The following is a 15,889-nucleotide window of genomic DNA, read 5'->3' as shown; positions in this document are numbered from 1 at the left end:
ATTGCTCACCCGAAACACTTACTTATGTAAGCTCATCGGGCCTCACTCCCTTGCCGCCTCGATGCCACTCGAATTATTTAGAGTTCATACCCGACCGTTATCCGCACCCAGGCCGCGTGCCTGAAACATCTTATAAGCGGATTAACTCACTCATTTTTTTGCAGATTTTAACTAAGGACATCTCTATGAACCGAGAGGGGATTTTAAAACACATACCCTGGATGCTGCTGGGGATACTCGGCGCGTCCTGCCTGGGCGTAGTGGCACTGCGCCGCGGCGAACACATCAGCGCCTTGTGGATCATCGTCGCTTCGGTGGCGGTGTATCTGGTGGCATACCGTTATTACAGCCTGTACATCGCCACCAAGGTGATGAAGCTGGACGCCTTCCGTGCGACGCCGGCCGTGGTCAACAACGACGGCCTGAACTACGTCCCGACCAACAAGAACGTGCTGTTCGGCCACCACTTCGCCGCCATTGCCGGTGCCGGCCCGCTGGTCGGCCCGGTGCTCGCTGCGCAGGTCGGCTACCTGCCCGGCACGCTATGGCTGCTGGGTGGCGTGGTGCTGGCGGGGGCGGTGCAGGACTTTATGGTGCTGTTCATCTCCTCACGCCGCAACGGCGCATCGCTCGGTGAGATCATCAAAAAGGAAATGGGCCCGGTGCCGGGCACCATCGCGCTGTTTGGCTGCTTCCTGATTATGATCATCATCCTGGCGGTGCTGGCCCTGATCGTGGTGAAAGCGCTGGCGGAAAGCCCATGGGGCGTGTTCACCGTCTGCGCCACCGTGCCAATTGCCCTGTTTATGGGCGTCTATATGCGCTTCCTGCGCCCGGGTCGGGTGGGTGAAGTGTCGGTCATTGGTATCGTGCTGCTGGTGGCATCCATCTGGTTCGGCGGCGTCATCGCCCATGACCCGTACTGGGGCCCGGCGCTGACCTTTAAAGACACCACCATCACCTTTACGCTGATTGGTTATGCGTTCGTTTCCGCCCTGCTGCCGGTATGGCTGATCCTGGCACCGCGCGACTATCTGGCGACCTTCCTGAAAATTGGCGTGATCGTCGGGCTGGCGATTGGCATCGTGATCCTCAACCCTGAGCTGAAAATGCCGGCGGTGACCCAGTTTATCGACGGCACTGGCCCGGTGTGGAAAGGCTCGGTGTTCCCGTTCTTGTTCATTACCATCGCCTGTGGCGCCGTGTCCGGCTTCCATGCGCTGATCGCCTCCGGCACCACGCCAAAGCTGTTGGCCAATGAGAAAGACGCACGCTTTATCGGTTACGGCGCGATGCTGATGGAATCCTTCGTTGCCATCATGGCACTGGTTGCCGCTTCCATCATCGAACCTGGCCTGTACTTCGCCATGAACACCCCACCGGCAGCACTGGGCATCACCATGCCAGACCTGCACCGTTTGGGGACCGAAGATGCGCCGATGATCATGGCGTCACTGCGTGATGTGAGTGCCCATGCGGCAGCGACCGTCAGTTCCTGGGGCTTTGTCATCAGCCCGGAACAGATCCTGCAGACCGCCAAAGACATTGGCGAACCTTCCATACTGAACCGCGCCGGTGGCGCGCCAACGCTGGCAGTAGGTATCGCCCACGTGTTCCACCAGATCATCCCTGGTGCCAACATGGGCTTCTGGTACCACTTCGGTATTCTGTTTGAAGCGCTGTTCATTCTGACCGCACTGGATGCAGGTACCCGTTCCGGCCGCTTTATGCTGCAGGACTTGCTGGGCAACTTTGCGCCATTCCTGAAAAAAACCGACTCACTGGTGGCCGGGATTGTCGGCACCGCGGGCTGCGTCGGCCTGTGGGGTTACCTGCTGTATCAAGGGGTGGTCGATCCGCTCGGCGGCGTGAAGAGCCTGTGGCCGCTGTTCGGCATCTCCAACCAGATGTTGGCTGCCGTCGCCTTGGTGCTGGGCACCGTAGTATTGATTAAGATGAAGCGCACCCAATACATCTGGGTCACCGTGCTACCGGCGGTGTGGCTGCTGATTTGTACCACCTACGCGCTGGGCCTGAAGCTGTTCAGCGACAACCCGCAGCTGGAAGGTTTCTTCTTCCAGGCCGGTGAGTACAAGCGCAAAATCGCCGAAGGCGGTGCCGAGTTGACCGCCCAGCAGGTCGCCAACATGAACCATATCGTGGTGAACAACTACACCAACGCCGGGCTGAGCATTCTGTTCCTGCTGGTGGTATACAGCATCATCTTCTACGGGGTGAAAACCGCCATGGCGGCGCACAAAAACCCGAACCGCAGCGACCAGGAAACGCCGTACGTGCCGGTGCCTGAAGAAGCGCCTTCCAACGGCGTAACTGAGGGGGACGTCAAAGTTTCACCACAGCATTAATGGTGATTTAACGGATACCCTGCATAATGAAAGTTAAGTAGTACCCAATGGATTTCGAGCCGCAGCAAGGCGGCAAATGAGCGACAAATCGGTAGGGAACCGATTTGAACAGCGTTTGCGCTGGCCCAAAGGGTGAGCCTCAGGGATGAGGCTCATTAATCCCCAGGAGCTTACTCAAGTAAGTGACTGGGGTTCGTGAATGAAGCCAACACCGCTGCGGTTCGAAAGACGAAGGGTATGCAGGGTAATTTTTGGGAGAAGGTTTATGTTCGGTAATCTCGGCCAGGCGGGTAAATATCTCGGGCAGGCGGCGCGCATGTTGGTCGGCGTGCCTGACTACGATACCTACGTCCAGCATATGAAAGACAACCACCCGGACAAGCCGGTGATGACCTATAAAGAGTTTTTCCGCGAACGCCAGCAGGCCCGCTACGGTGGGGACGGTAAAGGCGGTATGCGCTGTTGTTAGTTAAAAGGATCCGCAATGAAACCCATCGCAGTCACCATTCTGACCGGCTTTTTGGGTGCCGGTAAAACCACCCTGCTCCGCCATATTCTGAACGCCGAACACGGCTACAAGATTGCCGTGATTGAAAACGAGTTCGGCGAAGTGCCGATCGACAACGCCTTGATTGGCGACCGCGCCAGCCGCATCACCACCCTGAGCAACGGCTGCATCTGCTGCAGCAAATCCAACGAGCTGGCAGACGCACTGCTCGACTTGCTGGACGGCGTAGACAGCGGCCAGCTGGCGTTCGACCGGCTGATCATCGAATGCACCGGCATGGCCGATCCCGGCCCGATCACCCAGACCTTTTTCTCGCACGAGATCCTCTGCGAACGCTTCCTGCTGGACGGCATCATCACCCTGGTGGACGCCGCACACGCCGATCAACAACTCAGCCAGTTCAGCATCGCGCAGGCACAGGTAGGCTACGCCGACCGCATTCTGCTGACCAAAACCGACGTGGCACCGGACTGCGAAGCGCTGATACAACGCCTACAGCAGATGAATGCCCGCGCACCGGTGTATAAAGTGACGCACGGCGATATCGATCTTGGCGTATTGTTCGACATCGAAGGCTTTGTGCTGAACGACAAGCTGACCCTGACGCCGCCTGCCCCGCTGTTCCGCCGCATCCCGCAGTCGCAGAACAACATTACGTCGATTGTGGTGTACCACGAGCAACCGCTGGAACTGATGCAGATATCCGAAGTGATGGAGGGCCTGCTGCTGGAATACGCCGACAGCCTGCTGCGTTATAAGGGGATTTTGTCGATCAAGGACGAGCCGCGCCGCCTACTGTTCCAGGGCGTGCAACGGCTGTATAACGCCGACTGGGACCGCGAGTGGCTGCCAGAGGAAGAGCGCCGCAGCACCCTGGTGTTTATCGGTGTGGATTTGCCGGAGGAGACGATCCGCCAGCGGTTTGCCGACCTGACATAACCTTAAGTTCATCAGGCTGCGCCTTTGCCCGCGCAGCCCTTTTCTGCCCCTTACCCCTTCTGAAAATACGGCCCCGCCGCTACCGAATCCCGCAGGATCAGGCTCGCCGGGAAGGCCGGGCGTTTGCTCAGCTCGCCACCGTCCAGCATCGACACCAGGCGGTTGATGGTTTCCTTGATCATGTCGGTCACCGGCATTTTCATGCTGGAGAGCGAGGGAATGGTATAAGGCGCCAGCGGGATGTCATCAAAACCTATCACCGACACGGCGGACGGCACCGGGATTTGGCATTCGGTTAAGCGCTTAATCGCGCCGATGGCCATCTCGTCGTTGCTGGCAACAATGGCGCTGAACGTGTAGCCGCTAGCCAGCAGCGCATCGACCGCCGCCATGCCGCTTTGCGCGTTCCACTTGCCTTCGACAATCAGCCCGGCATTCACCCCAATACCATGTTCCGCCAGTGCGGACTTATAGCCGGAAAGCCGCTCCAGCCCGGTGGGTGAATCCAGCGAACCGGTGATAAAGGCAATATCGCGGTGCCCCTGTTCGATCAGGTGCCTGACCGCCGTCGCGCTGGTGGCGTGCTGATCGCTGAAGATGCAGTAGCTGTCGTTCAGCCTTAACCGGCGATTGATGACCAGAATCGGCTGTTTATGCTGGGAAATGATCGCGTCCATCTCCGCAATCGACAGAAAGCGCGGGTAGATGATCACGCCGTCACAGCGCAGATCCAGCAGGAATTGAATGGCGGCCTTTTCCTCTTCGGCGGTGTGCTTGCCGTCCGCCAGGATCAGTTGGCGCCTGTGCTCTTCCATGATGCGCGCCGACTGAAACATCAGCTCGCTGAAGTAGTTGCCGCTGTACAGCGTGTTGGTGACCACCAGCCCGATGGTCTGGGTGGTTTTGGTGGCGAGATTGCGCGCCAGCAGGTTGGGCCGATAGCCGGTCTCGGCAATGGCTTTCTCTACCTGTTCGCGCTTTTCCGGGCCGACATAGCCGCTGCCGGACAGCACGCGGGACACCGTCGCTTTCGACACGCCCGCCCTTTTAGCCACCTCAAGTATTGTTGCCATCTCTGCGCCGTCAAAATCCAGGGTTCAGCGCAGTCTACCCAAGACGCCCCCCGTTTGAAATCTTTTCACGCCTGCCGCTGCCGTCCCCTTCGGCCTTAAAGTGACCAGGTTCACGAAACGAAAAACCCAAAAATCATAATTATTGCCAGATCAAAAACAGATCAGCATGATTTTGTGAAACCGGTTTCTTGTGGGCGTTTCATTGAGATGGAACGGCGGATCGCCCAGGCAGTAAAAGTGAGCCTTTGGGCAATCCGAATTCATATCTGAAGAGACGACAACCTTATGCCGAAGAACTACGCAGAGATCTCACCCGCCATCGTAAATGCGTTGGGCGGTCTCAGCAACATCGACGCCGTTACGCACTGCATGACCCGCTTGCGATTCGTGGTGAAAGACAAGGCTCTGATCGACACGCCAAAGCTCAAAGCGATTAGCGGCGTGATGGGCGTGGTGCACAGCGGCGAGCAGTGCCAGGTGATCATCGGTAACGAGGTGTCAAAAGCCTATCAAGCGGTGTTGGCGCTCGGCCTGCCGGGCAACGCCCCCGCCGCCGTGCCGGCAAAGCGCAAAATCACCCTGAAAGGCATCGGCGCCGGCATTCTCGACGCGCTGGTCGGCACCATGTCGCCGCTGATCCCCGCCATTATCGGCGGTTCGATGGTGAAGCTACTGGCAATGATGCTGGATATGGCCGGGGTGTTCGACAAAGGCTCGTCGACGCTGGTGATACTGAACGTGATTGGCGACGGCGCGTTCTTCTTCCTGCCGGTGATGGTGGCGGCCTCTGCGGCGCTGAAGTTCAAAACCAACATGTCGCTGGCGATCGCCATTGCCGGTGTACTGCTGCACCCCAACTTTATCGATCTGATGGCCAAGGCGGCGCAGGGCCAGGCGGTGGAGTTCGCCTATATTCCGGTGACGGCGGTGAAATACACCTACACGGTGATCCCCGCGCTGGTGATGACCTGGATTTTGTCGTACATCGAGCGCTGGGTAGACCGCATCACCCCGGCGGTGACCAAAAACTTCCTTAAGCCGATGCTGATTGTGCTGATCGCCGCGCCGATCGCGATTGTGTTGATTGGCCCGCTGGGCATCTGGATCGGCAGCGGTATTTCGGCGCTGGTGTACACCGTGCACGGCTATTTGGGCTGGCTTTCTGTCGCCATTATGGGGGCGATCTGGCCGCTGCTGGTGATGACCGGCATGCACCGCGTCTTCACCCCGACCATTATTCAGACCATCGCCGAAACCGGCAAAGAGGGCATGGTGATGCCGTCAGAGATTGGCGCCAACCTGTCGCTCGGCGGTTCTTCGCTAGCGGTGGCGTTCAAAACCAAGAACCGCGAACTGCGCCAGACCGCCTTGGCCGCGGCCGCCTCCGCCATTGTGGCGGGCATTTCCGAACCGGCGCTGTACGGCGTGGCGGTGCGGCTTAAACGCCCGCTGATCGCCAGCCTGATCAGCGGCTTTGTCTGCGGTGCCGTCGCCGGTATCGGCGGGCTAGCCAGCCATTCGATGGCGTCGCCCGGCCTGTTCACCAGCGTGCAGTTCTTCGACCCGACGAACCCGATGAGCATTGTCTGGGTCGGCGGTGTGATGGTGCTTTCTGTGGTGCTGTCGTTCGTGCTCACGCTGCTGTTGGGCTTCGAAGACATCCCGGAAAGCGAAGCCTCGCCAACGGCGGCCACTGCGCCTGCGGTAAATACCGCTAACGTTGTCCATTAACGCACTATTTTTATACCCTAAATAATTGGAGTTGCATCACGGCGGCAAGGCCGTACATCCCCAGGAGCTTAGTCAACTAAGTGACTGGGGTGTGCGACAAATCTGTCAGGAACAGATTTGAACGCTGCTTGCAGCGGCCCCGAAGGGGCAAGAGCCACGGATGGGTCTTGTAACGCAGCCAACACAGAGGCAGCTTCAAGTATGACGGGTAATTGAGGATTACATGTCTGATTCAACATTCCCGCAAGGGTTCTTATGGGGCGGCGCCCTGGCCGCCAACCAGTCTGAGGGGGGTTATCGCGAGGGCGGCAAAGGGCTGACCACGGTTGACATGATCCCGCATGGCCCCAACCGCATGCCGGTGAAGCTGGGCCTGGAGAAGCGCTTTAGCCTGCGCGAAGACGAGTTTTACCCCAGCCACGACGCCATTGATTTTTACCATCGCTACCGCGACGACATTGCGCTGATGGCGGAGATGGGCTTCACCGTGTTCCGCACCTCCATCGCCTGGAGCCGGATTTACCCGAACGGCGACGAGCTGACGCCTAACCCGGAAGGCATCGCCTTCTACCGCAGCCTGTTCGAAGAGTGCCGTAAATACGGCATCGAGCCGTTGGTGACCCTGTGCCATTTCGACGTGCCGATGCACCTGGTGACCGAATACGGCTCCTGGCGCAGCCGCAAGATGGTGGAATTTTTCACCCGCTATGCCCGCACCTGCTTTGAAGCCTTCGACGGGCAGGTGAAGTATTGGCTCACCTTCAACGAGATCAACATTGTGCTGCACAGCCCGTTCTCCGGCGCAGGATTGGTGTTTGAAGCAGGTGAGAACCCCGAGCAAGTAAAATACCAGGCCATACACCACGAACTGGTGGCCAGTGCGCTGGCGACGCGCATCGCGCATGAAGTGAACCCCGCTAACCAGGTGGGCTGCATGCTGGCCGGCGGCAATTTCTACCCCTGGTCCAGCAAGCCGGAAGACGTGTGGGCCGCGCTGGAGAAAGACCGCGAGAACCTGTTCTTTATCGACGTGCAGGCCCGCGGTGCCTACCCTGCTTACTCTGCCCGGGTGTTCCGCGAGAAAGGCGTGAGCATCGTAATGGAGGAAGGCGACGCCGAGATCCTGAAGAACACCGTCGATTTCGTCTCCTTCAGCTATTACGCCTCGCGCTGCGCCTCTGCCGATATGAACGATAACAACAGCAGCGCCGCCAACGTGGTGAAATCCCTGACCAACCCGCATATCCCGCGCAGCGACTGGGGCTGGGGCATCGACCCGCTGGGTTTGCGCATCACCATGAACATGATGTACGACCGCTACCAAAAGCCGCTGTTCCTGGTGGAAAACGGCCTGGGCGCCCACGACGAGTTCAATGCCGCAGGCGAGATTGAGGACGATTACCGCATCAGCTACCTGCGGGAACATATCCGCGCCATGGCCGACGCCATCGCCGACGGCGTGCCGGTGATCGGCTACACCACCTGGGGCTGCATTGATCTGGTGGCGGCATCGACCGGGGAAATGAGCAAGCGCTACGGCTTTGTTTACGTCGATCGCGACGACAGCGGCAACGGCACCCTTGCGCGGACTCGGAAGAAATCATTCTGGTGGTACAAGAAGGTGATTGCCAGTAATGGGGCGGATTTGGGGTGATGGATTTGGCGGCGGCAAGGGCCGCTAATGGCGATTGTTGCGAGCCGCATTCCAGATTGAGTAGTAAGCCCCTGTAATTCTGTACAGGCTATTTTTTCGCCTTTTTGTCAGCGCTATAGTCTCCCGGCTGCGGCACAATCCGCAGCCGGAGTTAGCGTTCCGAATCCCCCAACCCTGTTCGAATATGGTATAAATTCGGGCATGCCGATGCGCACCCAAACAATGGTGGCTCGGGTGGTGCTTCCTCCGGGAAGGCCGGGATCCGTTGGGGCCGGTTACGCTAACACCGCTCGAGCTACCACCCCGAGTTTAGCGTCTCTTCTGGTAGCGGTATTTCTCCCCCCAATGGAAATGACCGATATGGAAAACACCTCCTCAACGAACACATCTGAAACAGCGCCAAGCACCCTTACCCTCTATCGCGAATTGTTCAATCAGCTCGATCTCAGCACCTTAGACGCAACACAACTCTTAGACCTTGCCGCCCTCTCCGCCGAACAGGCCGAAGGGCTCTGCCACGGCCTGATGCTGTTAGGCGACCTCATGCAAAAGAACCCGCAGCCCGACGACACCCAGTGGGAACAGCTAAATCACTACCTCAACGCAACGGCTCACTTAGTACCGGCATTGTGCAACCTCTATGGCCGTGCACTGCGCGAGATGGAGTGCCAGAGCTGATAAGTTAAAATAAAAGCCAAAACAAATAATAAGAACGGTATTAGTTTTGTACCGTTCTTATCACTCCGATAAATCTCATAGATCTGACTGACACATCACGATAAACACATTCACGAAGGTAGGCATTTTCCCCACGGCCTGGCATAGTTAACGCATTCGATAAATCGATGAGTTAACTGCTGGATAACGATGCATGGCCGCTGGCAGTACGCAAACGCATTGATCAGAATCCGTTCTGCAATGAGGGGAATGTTTTGGCTATAAAGATCGCAATGTTATCTTCGAAAGAGGCTGTTTTAAAAGCTATCGAAGAATATAACAACCAAGGTTATGATGATTTCCTTAAGAAAAATAAAATTGAAAAAATAAGAACACACAAGGTCCGTTATAATAAATCCCTGTACGACATTAATGGGATAGCCACCGCAGCTTATATTCTCCAAATTGGTGAACCATCAGATAAAGTAAAATTCAGTGTTAATCTAGAAACGGTCATCCAAGCATTTAAAAAACTTGGCTTCGAGGTAATTGAAACACCGCATCCTCTGGAGAAATTAGAGAAAGGTGAACTTTACAAACGTAAAGACCTCCACGACCTCTACGGCGGGCAAGAGCAAGGCGGAATATCGACACCTAAAGAATTCCCCGTGATCTTCATTTTCACCGGCGAGGCTGGCGAAACGCATGGGTACAAAGACGGATGGTCTAACGACGACCACTTCTCCTACACGGGAGAGGGGCAGAAAGGTGACATGGCGTTTACCAACGGTAATAAACATATCCGAGACCATAAAGATAATGGTAGGGATATACTTTTATTTGAATATAATAAAAAACGTACGGGCGTAAAATTTATTGGATTGTTTGAGTGCGATTCATGGAATTACACCCAATGTCTAGATACCGAAAAAAACATGAGGCAAGGGATAGTTTTTAATTTATTCCGAGTATCTTCTGCTCAAGACGTAGACAATGACACCACTACATCAGAAGTAGACCAAAAGAAAGAAACGCTCGAGCAGCTACGCGCCAAGGCCATAAAATCATCCATGATGACGAGCCGGCGCAAAGAGAGCGATAGCAAACAATCTTGGTTCGAACGCAGCGAAGACGTGAAAAAATACGTACTTCAACGCGCCAATGGCATCTGTGAATCCTGCGAGCAACCCGCACCGTTCCAGAAAAAGAATGGCGATCCTTATCTAGAACCTCACCACACAAAACGCCTCGCCGATGAAGGCCCCGATCACCCGCAGTGGGTTGGCGCCATCTGCCCTACCTGCCACCGCCGGATCCACAGTGGTGCTGATGGAAAAGCGCTGAACCAGACTTTAATGGTGAAGTTGGAGCTGAAAGAAGCGAATTTTAAATAGCCATTGTTTAAAAACTATTTGAGTAGAAGTGTTCGAGGATGGTGTTTAAAGAGAGGGGTCTAGAAAAGGATCATCTGTTCCCCACATCATCCTCTGCCCGCGCTTTGCTAATGAAAACATTATTAAGATCGAGGTGTGCTAATCAACGGGGAGCAAGTAACTACCCCATAAAAAATCCACGCCGAAGCGTGGATTCAATTTCATAGCCAAGACCAGGTATCACGTTATTCGAAATGAACGGCGGGGTTATCCGCCAGTGACACGAAATTCTTCGTATTTTTATCCAGCGTGCGGATCTCGCCACTTTCGATGTCGTAAACCCAGCCGTGCAAGCGCAGGCCGTTGTTGCGCAGGCCCACGGCAACGGACGGGTGAGTCTTAATGTTATTTAGCTGGGCGATGACGTTCTCTTCGACCATAGCATTAACTTTGTCGATTTCGTTATCCCAGGTTTTCTTCTCTACCACCGCTTTGGCCGCGTCCGCGTAGTGCAGCCAGTGGGCTACAGCAGGCATCGGGTCAAGGCACTGACAAGAGGCTATCGCCTTCATGGCGCCGCAGTTCGAGTGCCCGCAAATCACGATATCCGTGACGCCCAGTGCCACTACCGCGTATTCGATGGTCGCCGACACCCCGCCCGGTTCCGGGCCAAAGGAAGGAACGATGTTGCCTGCGTTACGGATAACGAAAAGCTGCCCCGGATCTTGCTGAGTCACAAGCTCGGGCACCAGGCGGCTGTCAGAACACGAAATAAAAAGCGCTTTAGGGTTCTGGCTGGAGGCAAGGCTGCGGAAGAGTTCCTTACGCTGAGGGAAAATCTCTTTCTGGAAGCTGAGGAAACCTTCAATGATATGTTGCATAACACGCTCTCTGGATCGGTAGTATCGATAACATGATAATCATCACTCCCGGTTAGTCCAGCATCTCTTTGGCGGAAATGAACAAGAAGCAACTGCACAACGGCCTGCAAAAGTGGCAATGACGAGATCCGGCAATCCGTTGATGGAAAAACGCCTCCGTCACGCGGAGCATCTACAGTTTTCTGGTGATATTCTTCGTTGCTTCTGCGTTCTGGTCCCCACTCAGACAGGGACGGCTGCTCAGCAGTGGATTACCCGAGGTACGCTTTGTTCATGACATCTATACGTCTTACCTAGTAGTACGTGACAACAATCAGTACTTCGCCAGAATCATGACCACGGGCAGTGTCTGGAAGCCAGTCTCTTTACAGGGTCAGCATAAAACCTACATTCTGGTTATCGGGGAAAGCGTACGCCGCGATTATCTGCATGCCTTCGGGGGAAAGTATCTCAACACGCCATGGCTTGATAATACCCCAGCCACGCTGTTTACCCATTATATCTCTGCCGGGCCGTCTACCATGCTTTCCCTGACCAACACACCGGCCCGTAGTCAGGGCAATGTGACCGAACTGAATAACAATATCGTTACGCTCGCTTCACGCGCCGGATTTGAAACCTGGTGGATTTCAAATCAGGGCAGGAAAGGTCATTTTGACTCACCCGTGGCATTAATAGGAGAAACTGCAGACCATCCTTATTTTACTAAATCAGCCAGCTCTGATGACAGGACGTATTCCCCGGATGATCAGTTGTTGCCGCAACTTAAAACCGCACTGAAACAGGGCGATGGAAAAAAATTCATCGTACTGCACCTGATGGGGTCACATCCGCAGGCCTGTATGAGAACACGAGATCAGTATGATATCGATGCGGGTGCCAAAGAAATATCATGCTATATCAAATCCATCGCTATGACTGACAAGCTGCTGGGACAGATCCATGACATGGCAGAGCATCACGGCGGCGACTGGTCCATGATGTATTTTTCGGATCACGGACTGTCATACATCAACAAAGACAAGGCAAATGCTTACTTAACGCACGGAGATAAAACCCGCGAGAATTACGACGTGCCATTTTTCACCGTCGACAGAAATCAAACAGAAAGAGTTATCATCCCGGTACAACACAGCGGCTTACGTTTTCTGGAAACATTTTCAGAATGGATGAAAATTAGCGACCCGTCGATTGCCCGTTGCGATGAGTCGCTCTCCGATGTGGACTACACACCTTCCAATCAGGTCATTAATTTTAAAGGACAATTTGTCAATTATGATGGATTGTCCGCAGAGAGCAATTAGTCTCATGTTTACCGGGTTGCATCGGGTGCAACATTGATGCATGAAATTTTTAAGAAAAACTGTTTTTGTGCCAATATAGAAAGAGGAGGCTCTCCATTTTTCTGTCACTTACTGACATAACCTGTCAGTAAGTAAGATTACCATCAGGGAAAAGCTATCAAGGGAAGACTTATGAGCGGGCATGAAGTCATGGTACAGAGAATAACCGTCATTATCTCAGAACTTTATCAATACGGTTTTGTGTCTCGCCAAAAGTTGATGAACGAATTCAAAATCAGCGAACGCACCTTGTATCGGGATCTTAACCGTTTGGGCGATCGTATTATCCATAATGGCGATGGTATTTACAGACTGGCACCTGCTTATGCCAAACCTCAATCACTAAAAGAACTACAAAACCTCGTCCGTATTTTAGGTATGGAAGCGTTATTTCCCGCAAAAAAACTCTTCTCCCAGCCTGATTTAACGTCGTTAAGTATCCGTTCTCTACCGAGTGATCCTGAGGCTCAGAGAGTACTTGAGAATAACTTTAGTCTGTTTGATAAAGCGATTCGCGAAAACAACATTTGCGAATTTCACTATAAAGACAAACTCCGTACCGTTGCCCCTTATAAGCTCATTAACATAAAAGGTGTCTGGTATCTCGGTGCTGTGGATAGAGGAAATGTGAAGGGTTATCAGCTCAGTAAAATTCGCTGGCTGAATCTTACTCCCGTACATTTTACGCCAGAGCTGTATATAACTCAGTACTTTGCTGAAGAAGATGATGTCTGGTTTTCTCTGAATAAGCAGACGGTACACGTCAAAATCGCAGCCGAGGTTAGCTACTACTTTCAGCGCCGCAACTTATTACCTGCGCAGAAATTAATACGACAAGAATCAAACGGTGATTTGATTGTGCAAACCGAAATGGCGCACGAAAACCAGCTCTTCCCTCTATTACGATACTGGTTACCCAATCTCATTATTATTTCCCCTATTAGCCTGCAACATCGTTTTCAGCAGAAGCTCAATCAACAGATGGCTGAAATGGAAACAAAATACGGCATGGCTATTTTTGACGACATGCAACAGGAGTAAATCATGCTACGCGGTTCAGAAAGAAAAGAAGCATTAGCCAGTCTCACCCGAGCAACTAACCAATATGAAGCACAGGCAAAAGATACTCAGGAGGAGATCACTGCGCTCTTTTTGCTGCGCCAAAAGTGCAGTAAAAATTTGATTACTCGTGGTGAAAGCTTTGTAAACCGACTGGCGAATAAACCCAAAGAATTTGATAAATCCTGGAGCGAACTGAAAGCGGAAATTGCTGAGTTCGATAACGTCGTCGAAAAACTGGAAGAAGAATACCGAACATCACACGTTGGTAAAGGGACCGCTGCCGCAGGGGTTGCTGTCGGAGCGGGAGTCGCAGCATTTGCCCCTACGGCAGCACTGGCCATTGCTACGACTTTTGGTACGGCCTCGACCGGGACAGCCATTGCAACTTTAAGCGGCGCGGCGGCAACGAATGCTGCACTGGCATGGCTTGGTGGTGGTGCGCTTGCAGCGGGTGGTGGAGGCATGTCTGCAGGAGGCGCATTGCTGGCGTTAGCAGGTCCAGTCGGTTGGGGAATTGGCGCAGTAGGCATTGCAGGTGGCACCTTACTGGCTCGTCGTAAGAATGGAAAAATCATTGACGAAGCTCAGCGCGAAGATCGTCAGGTTCGCGCCAAAACCAGCGAATTGAGAGTGATGGAACGCGGAGCTCAGGAACTGAAGGTGTTAACGTCAGAGCATTATCATGGCACTGAAAGCATCGTCGATGCACTGGAAAAGACCGCGCCGCGAGACTATAGCCAGTTCAATGCGCATCAGAAAGATCAGCTAGGGGCGTTGATTAACCATATCAATGCGTTATCAAAATTGATCAACAAGAAAATCCAGTAATGAACAGTTTAAATAGTCATGATGCGGTCGGCGATCAGGTTATCGGCAGTGCGGTTGATGCCCTCAATCAGGCCCGCATCAAAGATGAATGGCTTAAGTTGGCGCAGCAGGATAGCGCCTTTTCTTTCGCTGACGAACAGATGCAGAAGGTGCGTGATTTTATTGCGTCACCTAATAACATTCTGGGTTCGATGAGTACCAAGCACGGTGAGATTGCTGAACAACTTGAGGTGGGCGTGCGCAATGCACGCCAGGCGATCGATAAAGGATTGGTTGATGAGTCGGCTTTAGGTGCAACATTTAACGGGGTGGGTCGCACCGCCCCTGCGGACTACAAGATTGATGGTATTGAAGTACAGTCAAAATTTATAAACGGCATTAATAACAATCTAACGCATGTCCTGAAGCACATGGAAACCTATCCCGACTTCACAAAGGGTGAGCCGTTTTACCATATCCCGAAAGATACCTGGCAGACCATCCAGGACGTCATTGACGGGAAGCCGGTAGAGGGATTGAGCGAAAAAACATTACAGGCTATTAAGGATAAAGTTGCCGATATTGAAAGCGCGACGGGGCGACCATTTGCCGATGTCGTGCGCCCAGGTGTTTCCGATTACAAAGACGTTCAATGGGGGAAAATCGACGAAACACTTGATAAGCATGATCAGGAATTAGGTAAGCAGAACGAGACTAAAAAAGCTGAAATTATCGAGGATCACCAGCCTTCGCTGAACGAAGCGATGCGGGCGACAGTTATGGGGGCAGCTTTCGGGGGCGCTTTTGCTCTCGGAACGGGGATATACCGCAAGTACCGTGACGGTAAAAATATTTTTTGTGGTGAGTTCGATACACAAGACTGGCAGGACGTGGGGCTGGATACGCTAAAAGGTGCAGCCATTGGAGGTGTATCCGCTGGAGCGATTTATACCCTTACCAACTATGCCTCGATGGGAGCACCATTCGCCAGCGCACTTGTCACCGCCGCCAAGGGGGTTGGAAGCCTTGCCTTATCTTACCAGCAGGGTGAAATAGATCTTGATGAGTTTACCGAGCTCGGGCTCATTGTTTGTGCCGAGTCCGCCATTGTTGGTGCAATGGCCATTGCAGGCCAAGCGTTAATCCCTGTTCCTGTGCTGGGAGCAGTGATTGGCTCTATCTCCGGGAAGTTCATGGTCACCGTAGCCAAAAATTTGGACAGCAAAGCCCGCCAGGCTCTGCAAGCCAGAATGGACCATTTTACTCTTCGCTTGAATGACATTGAGCGGCAGGCACTCAAGCGCATCTTGTCCGAATTCACGGCATTAGGTGAACTGACAGCAGCAGCTTTCAATGTTGAAAATAACCGTAAATTACTCGAGGCGAGCATTACACTTGCTCAGGCCTATGGAGTAGAGAAAAACAAAATCATTAAAAATGCGGATGATTTGGACGCCTTTATGATGGCGTGATGCCGGGATGAAACGGTTAAAAA

Annotated in this window: 13 protein-coding genes; 11 read left to right on the top strand and 2 right to left on the bottom strand. The window is 53.6% G+C overall.

Translation table 11 applies throughout. The features are described 5' to 3' along the window. The first annotated feature begins 185 nt into the window (after positions 1-185). The 3 genes from AC2FCQ_RS07995 (at position 186) to yjiA (ending at position 3,813) form a co-directional block, all read left to right on the top strand. Positions 186-2,366 carry a carbon starvation CstA family protein gene (locus AC2FCQ_RS07995; protein ID WP_490308002.1) on the top strand — a complete coding sequence of 727 codons (2,181 nt, stop codon included), beginning with the start codon at positions 186-188 and terminating at the stop codon, positions 2,364-2,366. Between the two features lie 265 nt (positions 2,367-2,631). Beyond that, the gene (locus AC2FCQ_RS07990) at positions 2,632-2,835 is read left to right on the top strand and encodes a YbdD/YjiX family protein (protein WP_004953088.1); all 204 of its coding nucleotides are present in this window, start codon (positions 2,632-2,634) and stop codon (positions 2,833-2,835) included. A 15-nt stretch (positions 2,836-2,850) separates the two neighbouring features. Beyond that, complete coding sequence (gene yjiA, locus AC2FCQ_RS07985) at positions 2,851-3,813, top strand: GTPase (RefSeq protein WP_490308001.1); 963 nt, start codon at positions 2,851-2,853, stop codon at positions 3,811-3,813. Between the two features lie 50 nt (positions 3,814-3,863). Here the strand turns inward: yjiA and AC2FCQ_RS07980 are convergent, their stop codons facing one another. Next, positions 3,864-4,886 (bottom strand): LacI family DNA-binding transcriptional regulator, encoded by a 1,023-nt coding sequence (locus AC2FCQ_RS07980; protein WP_490308000.1) that lies wholly within the window; start codon positions 4,884-4,886, stop codon positions 3,864-3,866. A 285-nt stretch (positions 4,887-5,171) separates the two neighbouring features. Between AC2FCQ_RS07980 and ascF the strand changes: the two genes are divergently transcribed. The 4 genes from ascF (at position 5,172) to AC2FCQ_RS07960 (ending at position 10,322) form a co-directional block, all read left to right on the top strand. After that, entirely contained in the window at positions 5,172-6,617 is a 1,446-nt protein-coding gene (gene ascF, locus AC2FCQ_RS07975) for a PTS cellobiose/arbutin/salicin transporter subunit IIBC (RefSeq protein WP_490307999.1), read from the top strand. A gap of 223 nt (positions 6,618-6,840) precedes the next feature. After that, positions 6,841-8,271: a 6-phospho-beta-glucosidase gene (locus AC2FCQ_RS07970; protein ID WP_490307998.1), complete on the top strand. Its 1,431-nt coding sequence runs from the start codon at positions 6,841-6,843 to the stop codon at positions 8,269-8,271. A gap of 345 nt (positions 8,272-8,616) precedes the next feature. Continuing rightward, a complete protein-coding gene (locus tag AC2FCQ_RS07965) occupies positions 8,617-8,949 on the top strand; it encodes a hypothetical protein (RefSeq protein ID WP_245209815.1) in 333 nt (110 codons plus the stop codon). A 254-nt stretch (positions 8,950-9,203) separates the two neighbouring features. Further along, positions 9,204-10,322, top strand: coding sequence for an HNH endonuclease (locus AC2FCQ_RS07960; RefSeq protein WP_209634682.1), 1,119 nt, complete (start codon positions 9,204-9,206; stop codon positions 10,320-10,322). A gap of 224 nt (positions 10,323-10,546) precedes the next feature. On the opposite strand, the gene AC2FCQ_RS07955 is transcribed toward AC2FCQ_RS07960, so the two are convergent. Continuing rightward, positions 10,547-11,182 carry a carbonic anhydrase gene (locus AC2FCQ_RS07955; protein WP_012005022.1) on the bottom strand — a complete coding sequence of 212 codons (636 nt, stop codon included), beginning with the start codon at positions 11,180-11,182 and terminating at the stop codon, positions 10,547-10,549. Positions 11,183-11,514: 332 nt separating this feature from the next. Here AC2FCQ_RS07955 and AC2FCQ_RS07950 point away from each other — a divergent pair, with 332 nt between their 5' ends. The 4 genes from AC2FCQ_RS07950 to AC2FCQ_RS07935 all read left to right on the top strand — a co-directional run bounded on the left by AC2FCQ_RS07950 (position 11,515) and on the right by AC2FCQ_RS07935 (position 15,866). Continuing rightward, a complete protein-coding gene (locus tag AC2FCQ_RS07950; RefSeq protein WP_209634679.1) occupies positions 11,515-12,486 on the top strand; it encodes a phosphoethanolamine transferase in 972 nt (323 codons plus the stop codon). 171 nt (positions 12,487-12,657) lie between these two features. Then, positions 12,658-13,566, top strand: a complete 909-nt coding sequence (locus AC2FCQ_RS07945; protein ID WP_209634677.1) for a helix-turn-helix transcriptional regulator — start codon at positions 12,658-12,660, stop codon at positions 13,564-13,566. Positions 13,567-13,569: 3 nt separating this feature from the next. Then, positions 13,570-14,415, top strand: coding sequence for a hypothetical protein (locus AC2FCQ_RS07940; RefSeq protein ID WP_050946000.1), 846 nt, complete (start codon positions 13,570-13,572; stop codon positions 14,413-14,415). Then, a complete protein-coding gene (locus tag AC2FCQ_RS07935) occupies positions 14,415-15,866 on the top strand; it encodes a hypothetical protein (protein ID WP_490307997.1) in 1,452 nt (483 codons plus the stop codon). The genes AC2FCQ_RS07940 and AC2FCQ_RS07935 overlap by 1 nt, the downstream gene beginning before the upstream one ends. The last annotated feature ends 23 nt before the right edge of the window (positions 15,867-15,889 follow it).

It is taken from the genome of Serratia sp. CoH_134_PS_4 (assembly GCF_058190535.1).
The sequence above is the reverse complement of the archived record's forward strand: the minus strand, read 5'-3'. Positions and strand labels throughout refer to the sequence as shown.

Excerpts from the sequence above, each read along its gene's own strand:
- ascF (WP_490307999.1), top strand. The coding sequence starts at position 5,172 with ATGCCGAAGAACTACGCAGAGATCTCACCCGCCATCGTAAATGCGTTG.
- AC2FCQ_RS07950 (WP_209634679.1), top strand. The coding sequence starts at position 11,515 with ATGACCACGGGCAGTGTCTGGAAGCCAGTCTCTTTACAGGGTCAGCAT.
- AC2FCQ_RS07990 (WP_004953088.1), top strand. The coding sequence starts at position 2,632 with ATGTTCGGTAATCTCGGCCAGGCGGGTAAATATCTCGGGCAGGCGGCG.
- AC2FCQ_RS07955 (WP_012005022.1), bottom strand. The coding sequence starts at position 11,182 with ATGCAACATATCATTGAAGGTTTCCTCAGCTTCCAGAAAGAGATTTTC.
- AC2FCQ_RS07970 (WP_490307998.1), top strand. The coding sequence starts at position 6,841 with ATGTCTGATTCAACATTCCCGCAAGGGTTCTTATGGGGCGGCGCCCTG.
- AC2FCQ_RS07980 (WP_490308000.1), bottom strand. The coding sequence starts at position 4,886 with ATGGCAACAATACTTGAGGTGGCTAAAAGGGCGGGCGTGTCGAAAGCG.
- AC2FCQ_RS07940 (WP_050946000.1), top strand. The coding sequence starts at position 13,570 with ATGCTACGCGGTTCAGAAAGAAAAGAAGCATTAGCCAGTCTCACCCGA.
- AC2FCQ_RS07995 (WP_490308002.1), top strand. The coding sequence starts at position 186 with ATGAACCGAGAGGGGATTTTAAAACACATACCCTGGATGCTGCTGGGG.
- AC2FCQ_RS07945 (WP_209634677.1), top strand. The coding sequence starts at position 12,658 with ATGAGCGGGCATGAAGTCATGGTACAGAGAATAACCGTCATTATCTCA.
- AC2FCQ_RS07935 (WP_490307997.1), top strand. The coding sequence starts at position 14,415 with ATGAACAGTTTAAATAGTCATGATGCGGTCGGCGATCAGGTTATCGGC.
- yjiA (WP_490308001.1), top strand. The coding sequence starts at position 2,851 with ATGAAACCCATCGCAGTCACCATTCTGACCGGCTTTTTGGGTGCCGGT.
- AC2FCQ_RS07965 (WP_245209815.1), top strand. The coding sequence starts at position 8,617 with ATGGAAATGACCGATATGGAAAACACCTCCTCAACGAACACATCTGAA.